Genomic DNA, 13649 nt, shown 5'->3' on the forward strand with positions numbered 1-13649 from the left:
ATCGGCTGATGACGAAAACGGCTTCCGGCGCCCCCGGCTCGATGTGAGACTCGACGAGTGAATGCCGACGAATGCCTCGCCCGCTACGGCCTGCGCCCCGACCCGAGCGTGCTGCCCGAGCTCAGGGCGCTGCTGGCACACGAGACGGAGATCGAACGTGCCGCCTACGCCGGGGAGTCCGCCGCCGACGACATCGAGACCGATCACGAGCTGATGAGGCTGGTCAGCGCGCAGTTGTTCGGCATCGGGTCGCTGGCCGACGTGCCGCTCCTGTGGCGCGCGAAGCGCACCAGCATGGACACCTCGTCGGCCATCGACATCCAGATGCTGTGCGGGGCCGGGCTCGACGAAACCGAGGCCTACCTGAGCGCCAACGGTCCAGAAGAAGCACTGGACTACCTGCGGCAGTGCCGTGACGCCGGCGACTTCGACGACTTCACCCCCGCCGGCCGCATGGTCGAGTACGAGTGGTACTACGGCGTCTGAGCCGTTTGGCCGTCCACTCTGGACCGGTCGTCGGGTGCGTATACCGCACCGAAGGCTGCCTCTTCGTGCGCGAGTGCGCGTGCCGTCCGCGCGTAGCGTTGGCGGCATGCGCGGCGCCGCGCAGGACAGGAGGCACGATGGCAACCGAACCCATAGCGGGCGTGGAGCCGGAAGTTCTTACCCAGCTGGACGACCAACACGGTCCACAGTGGATCGACTGGGCGCGGCAGCGATGGGGAGCGGACTGGGCGCAACCCTGCCAACAGGAACTCGCCGAGCACCTCGGGCCGGGCTGGGAGTCCGAAACCCCGGAAACCAAGTACGAGACGCTGACGACGTTGCTCATCGGCCCGACCGCGCACACCGAGACCGCGGCCGAGGAGTCGGTCCCGCCGATCGCGGACACCCCGTGGCTCGCCACCCTGACCGAGGTCGACTCGTTCGCCGCCTGGCTGGTCCGCATCGGGATCGACGAGCAGCTCGTCGCGTCGCTCGACGGCGCGGCCGGCGAGGCACAGCGCGAAGAGGTGCCCAGCCTCGAGGAGACGCCCTGGCTCGCCACCCTCACCGAGGCCGACTCGTTCTCCTCCTGGCTCATGCGGATCGGCGTCCCCGCTGAGATGGTCGCCTCCTTCGAGAAGTCCGCATCCGACCAACCAGCCGAGGAGCTGACATGACCGACCCCACCAACACCAACCAGCACGGCGCCGACATGGCGCGCTTCTGGGGAAGCGGTGTCGCCGCGGTCGGCGCCGGCGTCGCGTTCCGCGCGGCGCCCAGCATGGCCACCGGTATCGCCTTCTCCGGCGCCATCGGCAACCTGTACGCCGCGAGCCAGGCGCCCGGCGTACGCGCCACGTTCGGGAACTCCTACGGCACGCTGTCCACCGCGATGGGCTCGATCGACAACGAGCGCATGAACAACAGCTTCTGGCACCCCGGCCGGCGAGGGATCTGAGCGAAGCGGGGCAGGGCTCGTTGCCCTGCCCCACAGGTCCGAAAAGGACAATCAGCAGAAGATCGAGGCGACCGGTGTCTGGCCGTACAGCCACAGTGGCGAGTTGGCATAGCCGGCCTTGGTGAACACCGCCGTGCCGAAGCCGAAGTAGTCGAGGTTGAGGCCGAGACACCCGGTGACCGCGAAGAAGTCCGCACTCGCGGTCAGGGGGAAGTTCTCCGCCCGCTCGGCCACGTTGGCGCCGTTGCTGTAGTAGATCGCCGGAACCAGGTAGATGTTGTCCACCTGCGCGGTGCACTCGCCGTGAATGTCGACCCGCACCGCGCCGCCGGACTGGTAGGGCGTGGTGACGTAGCCACCACAGTAGATGGTCTCCGGCAACGCGCTCGTGGCGTGGGACTTGTCGACCTTCGTCAGGGTCATGCCGAAGGTCACCTTCTGCGGTTGCGCCGGCGCCGCCCCGGCCTGACCCGCGGTGAGCGTCAGGCCGGCGACGCAGCTGACCACGATCGTCATGGCCGCCGCGAGTTTGCGAACGTACTGGAGCACGGTGTTCCTCCCAGCTGAGCTTTCGGTTCGGTGGCGAGAATGATGACCGTCGCCGGGCCACACCGGGCCGATCGCGGGACACCACCGGACAGCGCGCCCGTTCGCGCAGTTGAGGACCGCGCGCCGCGCTGATGACCGGACACCACCGGACAGTGCGCGTCCAGTGCCCGTCCAGTCGAGGGCCAGTCCGGTTTGACAGCGTCGGTCCGGTCCAGCGGTGGTGGTGGCGAGGCACATGGGGTCGCGATGATTCGAGGTACCGAGGTCGAACTGCTGGAGCAGCTGTGCCGAGACCTGAACCTGATGTGGCGGCAGGCCAGCGGCCCCAGCCTACGAGTCCTCGGCGGCCGATTACAGCTGAGTAAGAGCCAGGTCGGCGCGATCCTGAATGGCGCCATTCGTCGGCCGCCCGCGTGGGCCACGGTCCGCGGGCTGGTCGAGAGCTTCCGGGAGTACGCCGACGCGCACGGCTCCAGCGCCAACCTGTCGGTGCCCACCGGCGTGTCCGAGTTCTGGCAGCCCCGCCACACCGTGCTGGAGTACGCGTTCAGCCAGGCGCGGCGGTTCAGGTCGAGCCGGATCCCGGTGCCGCGCCAGCTGCCGCCCACGGTGCCTCGGCTGTCCTGCCGGACCGCCGAGTTGCGTGCGCTGGACGGCCTGGCCGCCGGGCGGCGGCGGGCGGCCGCCACGATCGTGATCCACGGGGCGGCCGGCGCCGGCAAGACCGCGTTGGCCGTGGGCTGGGCCCACCGGGTCCGGGACCGGTTCCCCGACGGGCAGCTGTTCGCCGATCTCCTCGGGTCCGCCGGTACGCGCCCGGCCGACCCGGCCGAGACGATCCGCGAGCTGCTGCTCGCCTTCGAGGTCCCCGGCCGGAGCGTGCCGACCGGCCTGGCCGCGCTGTCGGCCTGCTACCGCAGCGTGCTGGCCGAACGACGGGTGCTGGTGGTGCTGGACGACGCCCACGACACCGAGCAGGTGTTGCCGCTGCTGCCCGGCGCGCCGGGCAGCCTGGTGGTGGTGACCAGCCGCCACCGCCCGTCCGGGTTGGTCGCCGCGGTCGACGCGCACTCGCTGCTGCTCGGTCCACTCGGTCCGGCCGACGCGCGGATGCTGCTCGCGGCACGGCTCGGACAGCAGGCGGTGTCGGCCGAGCCACGCGCCGTGGCCGACATCGTCCGGCGGTCCGCCGGACTGCCTGGCCCGCTGGTGGCCGCCGCGGCCGCGGCGGCCACGAACCCCGGCATGTCGTTGGCGGCGCTTGCCGCTGACCCGGCCTGGGACAATGGCGCCTGCCAACGTTCCGGCCGGAAAGGTGAACCGATCAAGTGACGACACAGGTCATCGTACTCAATGGCGGCTCGAGTTCCGGGAAGTCCGGGATTGTGCGGTGCCTCAAACACCTGCTTCCCCAGCCATGGATGAGCTTCGGGGTGGACGACCTGATCGAGCGACTGCCGCCGTCCTTTGTCGGCAGCGCGGCGGGACTGGCATTCGGACCGAACGGCGAGGTCGTTGTCGGCGACGAGTTCAGAAAGCTCGAGCATTGCTGGCTGGTGGGCATCGCCGCGATGGCGAGGGCCGGCGCGCGCGTGATCCTGGATGAGGTCTTCCTCGGCGGCGGTTCCCAGGAACGCATTCGTTCGTATCTGGCAGGTCTGGAGGTGCTGTGGGTCGGGGTGCGGTGCGCGCCGGACATCGCGGCTGGCCGGGAGATCGCCAGGGGCGACCGGGTGATCGGGATGGCGGAGTCGCAGGCCGACGTCGTGCACAAGGGTGTCGAGTATGACCTCGAGGTCGACTCGAGTCATACCGAATCCATTCAGTGTGCTCGGGCCATCGCGTCATTGGTGAGCTGAGGTATTGCCGGCGCGGGGGGAATTCCTGACAGCCCGCGGGCTCGTTCGTGTGCCAATCTGGCTGATACGTCGAGTCGGGGAGGGAATATGGACAGGGTGCCACTGGTCAGCGTCGTCATTCCCTGTTACAACGGCATGCCATGGGTGCCGCACGCCGTGCGGAGCGCACTGCGCCAGACGTATCCGAACGTCGAGGTGATCGTGGTGGACGACGGGTCGGTCGACGGTAGCCGGGCGGTGATCGAGGCGGAGTTCGGGGACGCTGTCACGGTCGTCGGCATCGCGAACTCGGGGCCCGGCGCGGCGCGGAACGTGGGGTTCGAGTCGGCCGGTGGCGAATACGTGCAGTTTCTCGACGCCGACGACATCATCACCACGGAGAAGATCGAGCGGTCGATGGCATGTTTCCGGGATCATCCGGAGACCGACATCGTCTACACGGCCCTGCACGAGCCGGCGGCCTACGATTTCGTCGACGAGTCGCAGTTCCCGGCGGCGGAGTTCCAGCGGACCGTGGACCTCATGGCCAAGAACGCGTACGAATACCACTTCCGGGGCACCGGCATGCCATCGTTGGCAACCGCCCAGCCGCTTTACCGCAGCCGGCTGCTGCGCGAGCACGGCGCCTTCGACGAGACGCTGGTTCTGCTCGAGGACGTCGAACTCCTGTGCCGGCAGATCTTCAACGGGGCGCGCATCAGGGACGTGGCCATGGTCGGCATCCTCTACCGCGACCATCCCGGCGACCGCCTGACCAACAAGCTGCGGTACGACTACGAGGCCTATTACCACGCCGCGGTGAAGCTGATCGAGTTGGCGCGCACGCATGGGCGGATGTCCGGTGCGATCAAGGACTTCGCCATGATGTTCCTGATCTGGGAGGCGGCGCTGGAGTGCGTCCGGAAACGCAACTACCGCAACGCCGCGAAATACGTCGCGCTGGCCGGGGAGATCTGTCCTCGGCTGCCAGGACCGGCGGTCTTCCGGGGAATCGCGAGGGTGATCGGCACGGTTCCGGCGTTGACCGCCGCCCGCGTCGTGTTGGACAACTTCGTCCGGTTCTTCCCGGCGAGGGCCCGTTCGCTGCTCGGTCCCGCGGCGGTCGAGGTGACCCTGGCCCACCAACGGAGTCAGGGGAGACCCCGACAACCAACCGGGTGACAGCGGTGTTCGGCGCGGTGGAGCGTGCCCTACTTCGCCGGCTCGACGACCGGGAACGAGGCGTTGGTGAGGTCCTCGGAGATCCGCCAGATGCGGGCGGCGTCGTCCTCGTCGCGCAGTCGCGAGTAGACGGGCTGCTCGGCGAGGTCGGGCACCTCGAGCTGACCTGCCAGACCCTGCTGGACCCCGACCAGTCACACATCCTGCTCGTCTACACCGCCGTCCCCGGCAGCGAAAGCCACGAGAAGCTGCGGTTGCTGTCCGTCATCGGTCCCCACCACCTCGCGCGGTAGCCGGCGGCTAGATTGGCGGGTGTGGGACAGCTCCGGGAATCCGACGACACCGTGACGCGCGAGGTCGACTCGGGTGTCGCGGAGCTGGTGCCGGACCTGGACGTGCCGGGCGCGTGGACCCTGTGTCTCAACGGCACCCCGCAGTCCCACGTGGACCTGGAGGATCCCACCCGGCTCGAGTTCGAGTACGTGCGGCGACTGGCGCATGTGGCCGATCTGGCCGCGCCCGCCGGTGCTCCGGTGGCGGTCATGCACCTTGGCGGCGGCGCGCTCACCCTGCCCCGCTTCGTCGCCGCCACGCGGCCGGAGTCCACTCAGCGGGTGGTGGAGGTCGACGCGGCGCTGATCGACCTGGTGCGTGCCTGGCTGCCGCTCGACGACGCCTGGCCGGTCGAGATCCGGCACGGGGACGCCAGGGCCGTGCTCGCCGAGGCGCGGGCGGGCGCCTTCGACCTCGTGGTCTCGGACGTGTTCACCGGCGCGCGCACCCCGGCCCACCTGACCTCGGTGGAGTACCTGTCGCTGGCGGCCCGCGCGCTGCGGCCCGGCGGGGTCTACGCGGCCAACATCGCCGACGGTGGGGAACTGGCGTTCGCCAGGGCGCAGGTCGCCACCGCGCGGGCGGTGTTCCCGCACGTCTGTGTCCTGGCCGAGGCGAGGGTGTTGCGGGGACGACGTTTCGGCAACGTCATCGTGGTCGCCTCCCGCGCGGAGCTGCCGCTGGCCGAACTCACGCGCCGGGTCGCTGGCGACTCGTTCCCCGGCCGTGTCGAGCAGGGTGCGGCGCTCGCCCGGTTCGTCGGCGACGCCCCGCCGACCACCGACCAGACCGCGACGCGCTCACCGACACCGCCGACGGGCGTCTTCGGCATGTCGGCCTGATCTGGTTGCTCACCGGGGTTTTCTGGCGATCACCCAGCGGTTGGTCGCCAGTGCGTCGTGCGGTTCGGGGAGTGGGCCGCGGCCGTGGAGGTGGGCGTAGTCGAAGGGGGTGCGGATGTCGGTGGTCCAGCCGAGGGCGGTGAGCGCGGCGGCCGAGTCCGGTCGGGGGTCGGGGTCGAACAGGGCCAGTAGGTCGATGCCGATCTGGGCCCTGGCGGTGGTGTAGACCGGGTTGTCGCGCATCGTGGGGGGTTCGGGGATCAGTTTGATCTCGTAGGCCAGGGTGCTGCCGGGCGCCGAGAGGTGAGCCACGGTCTGGATCAGGCGGCGTTCCGCGTCGCTGGGCAGGTACATCAGCAGGCCCTCCGCCAGCCAGGTCGTCGGCACGTCCGGTCGGAAGCCGGGCAGCAGTCCCGCCCAGTCCTCGCGGAGGTCGGCCGCGATCGCGTGGCGGTCGACGCGGGGGCGGGCGCCGAGACCGTCCAGCACCTTCTGCTTGAACGTCAGCACGTTCGGCCGGTCGAGTTCGTGGACGACGGAGTCGGCCGGCCAGTCGAGGCGGAACGCCCTGGTGTCCAGGCCGGCGCCCAGCAGCACGACCTGACGGTCGCCCGCGGCGAGTATCACGTCGTCGAGCACTCTGGTGCGCAGACCGAAGTAGCGGCCCAGCCTTTCCCACAACGGGTTCCGCGCGCCATCGGGGACCTCTTGGGGGCGTAACGGCCAACTCGCGCATGCCGATGCGGCGCGCACGAAGTGTTCCGCGTACTCATCCTGTGCCAGCGAGTCCGGGCGGTGGGTCTCGATCGCGCGCGCGGCGGCGACCATGAGTGCCGTCAGGCCGACATCGTCGCCGAGCACGACTCGTCCTCCGACGGGTGCGGTCATCCCGCGCTCGGCACCAGCAGGTCGCCGGTGATGTCGGCCGCGTCCGGTTGATAGAACTCCCGGATACCGGACTCCCAGGTCGATGCCGCGACCTGGTCGTCGCCGTTCGGCTCGTAGGCGTCGAAGAGGGCGTCGATGTTCGTCCGCGCGAACCCGATGGCGATCATGAGCGCGGTGAAGACCGGACGCTCGACAAGGCCGTTGCCGTCCGGGTCGCCCAGGTGGGCGAGTGCCTGCGCGAACTCGGCTATCGTGGATTCGAAACGCGCCGGCGACAGCACGATCGCCTGGTATTCCTCGCGGTTGATCCGCCCGTTGCGGTCCTTGTCGAGTTCCTCGGCCAAGGTGGCCCAGTAGCGACGAAACGCGGCGACGATCGCCTCCTTGGCCGCGTCGTCGGACCGCGGCGCGGCCTTGACGACCCGATCCGCCATGAGCTCGAAGTCGTTCGCCTCGATCTCGCCGCTGCCGTTGGCGTCGAACAACGTGAAGATAAGTCCGACCCGATCGACTGCCTCGATGCTCATAGATCATCACCCTTTCTCGTCACCCACAACCGGTCCACTTCAGTGGCCGGCGTCACTATGTCAGAATGCGAGGGCGGTGCGGTCGAGCTGGCTAGTTACTACCAAAAAGAGTGAATTGTCATTATGGCTACAATTACTCCGAGTGTGCCTGTGGGAGATCAGCGATGACAGTTCTCGTGCTCGGTGGTACGTCGGAGGCCAGGGCGCTCGCCGAGTTGCTTGCCGGTGCCGGCGTGGACTTCGTGTCGTCGTTGGCCGGGCGGGTGGCGCGCCCACGGTTGCCGGTCGGACCGGTGCGGATCGGTGGTTTCGGTGGGGTCGCCGGGTTGTCGACCTATCTGGCCGAGCACGCGGTCACCGCGGTGGTCGACGCGACGCATCCGTTCGCGGCGGGCATGACCGCCAACGCGGTCGCCGCGTGTGCCGAGTCCGGGGTGCCGCTGGTCCGGCTGGAACGTCCGGGATGGACGGACGCTCCCGGCGCGGACAGGTGGCACTGGGTCAATGGACACCGGGAGGCGGCGGAAACAGTGGCGCTACTGGGAAAGCGACCGTTCCTGACCGTCGGCCGACAGGAGCTCGCGGCGTTCGCCGACCCGTTGGCCGACCATGCCGCGCTGGTGCGTGTGGTGGACGTGCCGGAGCTCGCACTGCCCGAGCCGTGGACCCTGGTGACCAGTCGTGGACCCTACGACCTCGCGGGGGAGCGCGCGCTGATGGCCGGGCACCGCGCGGATTCCTTGGTGACCAAGGACTCCGGCGGCGCCTACACCTGGCCCAAGCTCCAGGTTGCCGACGAGCTGGGTCTGGCCGTGGTCGTCGTGCGCCGCCGGGAGAGTCCCGGCGGCGTGCCGACGGTCAGCGATCCCGCCGACGCGGCCGACTGGGTGCTGGCTCGCGGCTGACCACTGTGGTCAGAGGCTGGCCGCGAGGTCCCGCCGCTCGGCCGCCAGCACCTCCCGTTCGTACAGCCTGCCGATGAGCGCGGTGAGCACCACGCCGATGACTGTCCACAGTGTCGTGAGTGTGACGAGCGACGCGCGTCGGAACTCCCACAATGTGTGGCCGGGGAACTCGCCGATCTCGTTGACCGTCGGCAACAGGTACCCGACCCCGACCACGACCACCAGGTACGCGACCACGGCCAGCGTGACCGCCTCGACGATCCGCAGCCGCTCGCTCAGGTAACGGCCGAGCGCGACCGCGAGCGCGGCGGCGACCACCGAGATGAGCAGATAGAGGAAGTAGTGGCCGGTGCGCGAGCCGAGGGTGTCCTCGTTGCCGACCGCGGGCGGAGCGGCCGGATACTTCAGGAACGGCACCAGCGCCACCGACACGAACCCGACCAGCGCGGCCAGCGCGGTCGACTGTGTCGGCGTCAGCCTGCGGATCCGGCCGACCATGGCGGCGGCCACCAGCGCGACCAGACCACCGAGGGCGACCCCGACCGCGAGGGTCGCGGTGCCAAGGCCGAACGTCTTCTGCGTGGTCCTGGTGACCTCGGTGCCTTCCTCCTCGCCGTGGGTGTGCGCGGGTTGTTCCTCGGCGCCCGCCTCCTCGATCGCGATCGCCGCGTCGATGGAGGGTTCGCCGAAGACGTTGGCGACCAGGAACGTGATCAGGCCGGCGACGAGTCCGGCGAGGAGACCACGGATGAGAAAGTTGCGTGCGGTCATGGGTGCTCGGTTCCGCTCAGTGGCAGGGGAAGCCGAGCAGGTGCCGGCCGTCGTGGACCCACTCGTGGATCGCGTTGCCGGCGAAGACGTTGACCGCGCCCTGGTCGGCGCTGACGAAGAACAGCGCGATCAAGGCGAGCACACCGAACAGGACCGCCCACGGGGCGATCTGGCCGAGTGGAATCGTGGGGATCCGGACTTCCGGCGTGACGGGAACTGACTGGCTCATGTGGTGCCTCCTCAGGGATATGTGCGTCCCGTGTGCTGGGCAATCCCTGGGCTCGGGTCTGACTCCACCCGCCATGGCCGTCGGTCGACGGCCGAACTGGTGTCACAGTAGCGCGACTGTGCCGGAATCCCACCGGCTTCCTTGTCCAGGGTCGACTCACGTTACCACTGGTCAACGTGGCGGCAGTACCTCCAGTTGGCGCGTGGGGTCAGCCGAACGCGTGCACGGCGGCGGCGAACCGCTCGGCCAGGCCCGGATGGCCCGCCCAGTGCACGTGGAGGTAGGACGCGGTGACCGTGGCGGAGCCGAACCCGTGTGGACTGCCCTCGATGAACAGCGCGGGGTCGACCCCGGCGTCCCGAGTGACCGCCGTGCGGTGGAACTCGTGGCCACGCAAGGGAGTTCCGGCCGCGCCGGCGAGCCCGTCGGCGGCCACCACCGCGTCGCGGTAGCCGAGGGTGAGTCGTGGGGTCATCGCGGCGTCGGCCGCCAGTGCGCCGACCATCGGCCTGCCGTCGAGGGTGCGGCACAGGTAGAGCAGCCCGGCGCACTCCGCCACGGTCGGCATGCCCGATCCGATCGCGTCGCGCAGTTCCTTGCGCAGCCTCGTGTTGCCGGACAGCTCGCCGACGTGGACCTCGGGGAACCCGCCGCCGAGATAGAGGCCGCTGGTGCCGGCGGGCAGCCGGTCGTCGGTGAGCGGGTCGAACGTGGTGACCGCGCAGCCCGCCGCGCGCAACAGTTCCTCGGTCTCGGCGTACCGGAACGTGAAGGCGCGCCCGCCCGCCATGGCCACCAGCGGTCGTCGATCGCCGACCGGGGTGACCTCGGCGGCCGGGTCCCACGGTGCCGCCGGCACGTTCGGTGCGGCGCGCGCGAGTGTGAGCAGTCCGTCGAGGTCGAGGTTGGCCTCGGTCCGGTCGGCGAGCAGGTCCAGCGCGGCGACCGCGTCCGGCCGCTCGGCCGCCGGCACCAGTCCCAGGTGGCGGGACGGCACGACGACGCCGTCATCCCGGTGCAGCACCCCGAGGACGGGCAGCCCGGTGCCGGCCAACGCGTCGAGCACCTCGGCGGCGTGCCGGGGCGAGCCCGCCTTGTTCAGCACCACGCCGACGATGCGCACCGCCGGGTCGAAGGTCCGCATGCCGTGCACCACGGCCGCGATCGACCTGGCCGCGTGGGACACGTCCACCACGAGCACGATCGGACTCGCGGTGACCTCGGCGACGTGTGCGGTGGAGGCGAAGCCGCCGGTGCCGAGCCTGCCGTCGTACAGGCCCATCACGCCCTCGATCACCGCCACGTCCGCGCCGGCCGCGCCGTGGGACAGCAGCGGTGCGAGCCGGTGCTCGCCGACCAGGAACGGGTCGAGGTTGCGGCCGGGGCGGCCGGTGGCCAACTCGTGGTAGCCGGGGTCGATGTAGTCGGGGCCGACCTTGTGTCCACTGACGACGTGCCCGCGCCGGCGCAACGCCGCCATGATGCCGGTCGCGACCGTGGTCTTGCCGTGCCCGGAAGCCGGTGCGGCCACGACGATCCTGGGCAGTGGCCGGCTCACCACTCGATGCCCCGCTGGCCCTTCTGTCCGGTCTGGAAGGGATGTTTGACCACGGTCATCTCGGTGACCAGGTCGGCGAGCTCGACCAGCTGTGGGTCGGCCCGCCGGCCGGTGAGCACCACGTGCTGGTGGCCGGACCTGGCCGCCAGGGTGTCCACCACGTCGGCCAGGTCGACCCAGCCCCACTGGATGGGGTAGGTGAACTCGTCGAGGACATACAGGTCGTGACGTTCCTCGCCGAGGCGGCGTTTGACCTCGGCCCAGCCCTCGGCCGCCGCCGCGGCGTGGTCCTCCTCGCTGCCCTCCTTGCGTGACCAGGACCAGCCGGCGCCCATCTTGTGCCACTCGACCGGGCCGCCCTCGCCGGTCTCGGTGTGCAGGACGGCGAGCCGCTCCAGCACGGTCTGCTCGCCGATGCGCCACTTCGCCGACTTGACGAACTGGAACACGCCGATGTCCCAGCCCTGGTTCCAGCCGCGCAACGCCAACCCGTAGGCGGCGGTGGACTTTCCCTTGCCGTCACCGGTGTGCACGATCAGCAGCGGGCGGTTGCGGCGTTGCCTGGTGGTCAGCCCGTCCTCGGGGACGACGGGCGGCTGTCCCTGTGCCATCAGGCGGCCCGCGCGGCGGTGGTCAGCGCGGCGGCGTTGACCTCACCGACCGGCACGTGCACGGCGCCGAGCAGCTCGGCCAGCCTGCGTGCCAGGCCCATCCGGAACCGGCCGGTCTCGCAGTCCACGACCACCGACGAGAGCCCGGTACGGCCGAGCGCCGCCGCGGCCCGGTGGGCGCGGCCGAGCGCGTCCGGCCCGTGGGTGGCGCGGCCGTCGGTGACCAGCACGAGCAGCGGGCGGCGGCGCGGGTCGCGGATCGCCTCGACCCGGACCACCTCGGCGACCCGGGTGAGCGCCTCGGCCAGCGGGGTGCGCCCGCCGGCGGCCAGCTCCCGCAGCCGGGTGACCGCCACCTCGACCGACCCGGTCGGCGGCAGCACGAGCTCGGCGCCGCCGCCGCGGAAGGTGACCAGGCCGACCTTGTCCCGGCGCTGGTAGGCGTCGGTGAGCAAGGACAGGATGGCGGTCTTGACCTCGCGCATCCGGCGGCTGGCCGCCATCGAGCCGGACGCGTCGACGCAGAACAGCACCTGGTTGGACTCGCGCCCCTCCTTGATCGGCACGCGCAGGTCCTCGGCGGCCAGCAGCAGCCGGCCGGTGCGCCGGCCGCGCCGGTGTTGGTGGCGGGCCGCCGCGCGCAGGGTCTCCAGCAGGTGCAGGGTGCCGGTGGGGCCGGCGGGGCGTTGCGCGCCGACCCGGCCGCCGGTGTCGGTACGGGCGGTGGACCGCCGGCCGGCCTCGTCGCCGCCGACACCGGGGACGGTGAACAGCCGGGCCCGGTAGGGCTCGCCGACCGGGGCGGTGGTCGACGGCGCGGACTGCCCGTTGCCGGCCGGGCCATCGGCATCGGTCGGTGGCGGGATGTCCCGGTCGCCAGGATCGTCGCCGCCGGCCGGCGGGTCGGGTTCCGGCTCGGGCGCTGGTTCGTCGAGCAGCTGGTCGAGCTGGTCCTCGTCGAGTCCTGGCGCGTCGAACGGGTTGCGCCGGCGCCGATGGGGCAGCGCGAGCCGGGCGGCGACCTTGAGGTCCTCGGCGGTGATCGTGGTGCGGCCGGCCAGCGCGGCGTGCGCGGCGGCGGTTCTGGCCATGACGATGTCCGCGCGCATCCCGTCGACCTCGAACGCGGCGCAGACCTCGGCGATGCGCAGCAGGGTCGCCTCGGTCAGCTCGACGGTCGGCAGCAGCGCGCGGGCGGCCACGATCCGTTCCCGGGTCAGGGTTTCCTCGGCCGCGAACCCGGCGACGAAGCCGTCGGGGTCCGCGTCGTACCGCAGGCGCGAGCGCACCACCCTGGCGCGTACTCGGGGATCGCGGGAGGCGGCCACCTCGACGGTGAGGCCGAAGCGGTCCAACAGCTGCGGCCGCAGCTCGCCCTCCTCGGGGTTCATCGTGCCGATCAGCACGAACCGCGCGGCGTGCGCGACCGAGACGCCGTCGCGCTCGATGCTGACCCGGCCGGTGGCCGCCGCGTCAAGCAGCACGTCGACCAGGTGGTCGTGCAGCAGGTTGACCTCGTCCACGTACAGGATGCCGCGGTGCGCGCGGGCCAGCAGGCCCGGTTCGTACTCGGCGACGCCCTCGGCCAGCGCGCGCTGCAGGTGCAGCGAGCCGAGCACCCGGTCCTCGGTCGCGCCGACGGGCAGCTCGACCAGCCGCACCGGCCGGGTCTCCACCCTGGCGTCGGCTGGGAACGGACCGTCGGGCGACAGCGGCGTCGGGTCAAGCGGATCGGTGGCGAACCGGTCGTCGGCGATCACGTCGACCGGCGGCAGGACCGCGGCCAGCGCGCGGACGGCGGTGGTCTTCGCGGTGCCCTTCTCGCCGCGCACGAGCACCCCACCGACCTCGGGGGCGACCGCGGCGAGCAGGAGGGCGAGGACGAGGTCGTCGGCGCCGACGACGGCCGACAAGGGGTACTGCTGTGGCATTCGGGGCTCCCGCGCTCAGTGCCAACCGGTGGACGGGCGCG

The 13649-nt window shown here is 71.0% G+C and carries 17 protein-coding genes; 9 read left to right on the plus strand and 8 right to left on the minus strand.

The features are described 5' to 3' along the window. Window positions 1-57 precede the first annotated feature (57 nt). The 3 genes from ACYVIP_RS26035 (at window position 58) to ACYVIP_RS26045 (ending at window position 1444) form a co-directional block, all read left to right on the plus strand. Entirely contained in the window at window positions 58-486 is a 429-nt protein-coding gene (locus ACYVIP_RS26035; RefSeq protein ID WP_460400847.1) for a hypothetical protein, read from the plus strand. Window positions 487-623: 137 nt separating this feature from the next. Then, entirely contained in the window at window positions 624-1163 is a 540-nt protein-coding gene (locus ACYVIP_RS26040) for a hypothetical protein (protein ID WP_460400849.1), read from the plus strand. Beyond that, entirely contained in the window at window positions 1160-1444 is a 285-nt protein-coding gene (locus ACYVIP_RS26045; RefSeq protein WP_460400851.1) for a hypothetical protein, read from the plus strand. The genes ACYVIP_RS26040 and ACYVIP_RS26045 overlap by 4 nt, the downstream gene beginning before the upstream one ends. 51 nt (window positions 1445-1495) lie before the next feature. Here the strand turns inward: ACYVIP_RS26045 and ACYVIP_RS26050 are convergent, their stop codons facing one another. Further along, complete coding sequence (locus tag ACYVIP_RS26050) at window positions 1496-1993, minus strand: hypothetical protein (protein ID WP_460400853.1); 498 nt, start codon at window positions 1991-1993, stop codon at window positions 1496-1498. A gap of 246 nt (window positions 1994-2239) precedes the next feature. Here ACYVIP_RS26050 and ACYVIP_RS26055 point away from each other — a divergent pair, with 246 nt between their 5' ends. The 5 genes from ACYVIP_RS26055 (at window position 2240) to ACYVIP_RS26075 (ending at window position 6188) form a co-directional block, all read left to right on the plus strand. Next, window positions 2240-3325, plus strand: coding sequence for an NB-ARC domain-containing protein (locus ACYVIP_RS26055; protein WP_460400855.1), 1086 nt, complete (start codon window positions 2240-2242; stop codon window positions 3323-3325). Then, window positions 3322-3852, plus strand: a complete 531-nt coding sequence (gene cpt, locus ACYVIP_RS26060; RefSeq protein ID WP_460400857.1) for a chloramphenicol phosphotransferase CPT — start codon at window positions 3322-3324, stop codon at window positions 3850-3852. The genes ACYVIP_RS26055 and cpt overlap by 4 nt, the downstream gene beginning before the upstream one ends. An 87-nt stretch (window positions 3853-3939) precedes the next feature. Further along, a complete protein-coding gene (locus ACYVIP_RS26065; protein ID WP_460400859.1) occupies window positions 3940-5013 on the plus strand; it encodes a glycosyltransferase family 2 protein in 1074 nt (357 codons plus the stop codon). After that, a complete protein-coding gene (locus tag ACYVIP_RS26070; protein ID WP_460400861.1) occupies window positions 5010-5306 on the plus strand; it encodes an MmyB family transcriptional regulator in 297 nt (98 codons plus the stop codon). Before ACYVIP_RS26065 ends, ACYVIP_RS26070 begins: the two co-directional genes overlap by 4 nt. Before the next feature lie 21 nt (window positions 5307-5327). Beyond that, entirely contained in the window at window positions 5328-6188 is an 861-nt protein-coding gene (locus tag ACYVIP_RS26075; RefSeq protein ID WP_460400863.1) for a spermidine synthase, read from the plus strand. A gap of 9 nt (window positions 6189-6197) precedes the next feature. Here the strand turns inward: ACYVIP_RS26075 and ACYVIP_RS26080 are convergent, their stop codons facing one another. Beyond that, window positions 6198-7076, minus strand: coding sequence for an SAM-dependent methyltransferase (locus ACYVIP_RS26080; RefSeq protein ID WP_460400865.1), 879 nt, complete (start codon window positions 7074-7076; stop codon window positions 6198-6200). Further along, window positions 7073-7603, minus strand: coding sequence for an EF-hand domain-containing protein (locus ACYVIP_RS26085; RefSeq protein WP_460400867.1), 531 nt, complete (start codon window positions 7601-7603; stop codon window positions 7073-7075). Before ACYVIP_RS26085 ends, ACYVIP_RS26080 begins: the two co-directional genes overlap by 4 nt. Window positions 7604-7767: 164 nt before the next feature. Between ACYVIP_RS26085 and ACYVIP_RS26090 the strand changes: the two genes are divergently transcribed. Beyond that, complete coding sequence (locus ACYVIP_RS26090; protein WP_460400869.1) at window positions 7768-8508, plus strand: cobalt-precorrin-6A reductase; 741 nt, start codon at window positions 7768-7770, stop codon at window positions 8506-8508. Between the two features lie 9 nt (window positions 8509-8517). On the opposite strand, the gene ACYVIP_RS26095 is transcribed toward ACYVIP_RS26090, so the two are convergent. The 5 genes from ACYVIP_RS26095 to ACYVIP_RS26115 all read right to left on the minus strand — a co-directional run bounded on the left by ACYVIP_RS26095 (window position 8518) and on the right by ACYVIP_RS26115 (window position 13608). After that, window positions 8518-9279, minus strand: coding sequence for a CbtA family protein (locus ACYVIP_RS26095; protein ID WP_460400871.1), 762 nt, complete (start codon window positions 9277-9279; stop codon window positions 8518-8520). 16 nt (window positions 9280-9295) lie between these two features. Further along, on the minus strand, window positions 9296-9508 hold the full coding sequence (locus tag ACYVIP_RS26100) for a CbtB domain-containing protein (RefSeq protein WP_460400873.1): 213 nt from the start codon (window positions 9506-9508) through the stop codon (window positions 9296-9298). A 208-nt stretch (window positions 9509-9716) separates the two neighbouring features. After that, on the minus strand, window positions 9717-11066 hold the full coding sequence (locus ACYVIP_RS26105) for a cobyrinate a,c-diamide synthase (RefSeq protein ID WP_460400875.1): 1350 nt from the start codon (window positions 11064-11066) through the stop codon (window positions 9717-9719). After that, entirely contained in the window at window positions 11063-11677 is a 615-nt protein-coding gene (cobO, locus tag ACYVIP_RS26110; RefSeq protein ID WP_460400877.1) for a cob(I)yrinic acid a,c-diamide adenosyltransferase, read from the minus strand. The genes ACYVIP_RS26105 and cobO overlap by 4 nt, the downstream gene beginning before the upstream one ends. Further along, a complete protein-coding gene (locus ACYVIP_RS26115; RefSeq protein ID WP_460400879.1) occupies window positions 11677-13608 on the minus strand; it encodes a VWA domain-containing protein in 1932 nt (643 codons plus the stop codon). Before ACYVIP_RS26115 ends, cobO begins: the two co-directional genes overlap by 1 nt. Between the last annotated feature and the right edge of the window lie 41 nt (window positions 13609-13649).

It is taken from the genome of Actinophytocola sediminis, from assembly GCF_054779715.1.

What these genes read in the sequence shown, in the direction of transcription:
- cobO (WP_460400877.1), bottom strand. Translation starts at nt 11,677, where the DNA reads ATGGCACAGGGACAGCCGCCCGTCGTCCCCGAGGACGGGCTGACCACC.
- ACYVIP_RS26055 (WP_460400855.1), top strand. Translation starts at nt 2,240, where the DNA reads ATGATTCGAGGTACCGAGGTCGAACTGCTGGAGCAGCTGTGCCGAGAC.
- ACYVIP_RS26095 (WP_460400871.1), bottom strand. Translation starts at nt 9,279, where the DNA reads ATGACCGCACGCAACTTTCTCATCCGTGGTCTCCTCGCCGGACTCGTC.
- ACYVIP_RS26045 (WP_460400851.1), top strand. Translation starts at nt 1,160, where the DNA reads ATGACCGACCCCACCAACACCAACCAGCACGGCGCCGACATGGCGCGC.
- ACYVIP_RS26080 (WP_460400865.1), bottom strand. Translation starts at nt 7,076, where the DNA reads ATGACCGCACCCGTCGGAGGACGAGTCGTGCTCGGCGACGATGTCGGC.
- ACYVIP_RS26065 (WP_460400859.1), top strand. Translation starts at nt 3,940, where the DNA reads ATGGACAGGGTGCCACTGGTCAGCGTCGTCATTCCCTGTTACAACGGC.
- ACYVIP_RS26040 (WP_460400849.1), top strand. Translation starts at nt 624, where the DNA reads ATGGCAACCGAACCCATAGCGGGCGTGGAGCCGGAAGTTCTTACCCAG.
- ACYVIP_RS26085 (WP_460400867.1), bottom strand. Translation starts at nt 7,603, where the DNA reads ATGAGCATCGAGGCAGTCGATCGGGTCGGACTTATCTTCACGTTGTTC.
- ACYVIP_RS26090 (WP_460400869.1), top strand. Translation starts at nt 7,768, where the DNA reads ATGACAGTTCTCGTGCTCGGTGGTACGTCGGAGGCCAGGGCGCTCGCC.
- ACYVIP_RS26100 (WP_460400873.1), bottom strand. Translation starts at nt 9,508, where the DNA reads ATGAGCCAGTCAGTTCCCGTCACGCCGGAAGTCCGGATCCCCACGATT.
- ACYVIP_RS26115 (WP_460400879.1), bottom strand. Translation starts at nt 13,608, where the DNA reads ATGCCACAGCAGTACCCCTTGTCGGCCGTCGTCGGCGCCGACGACCTC.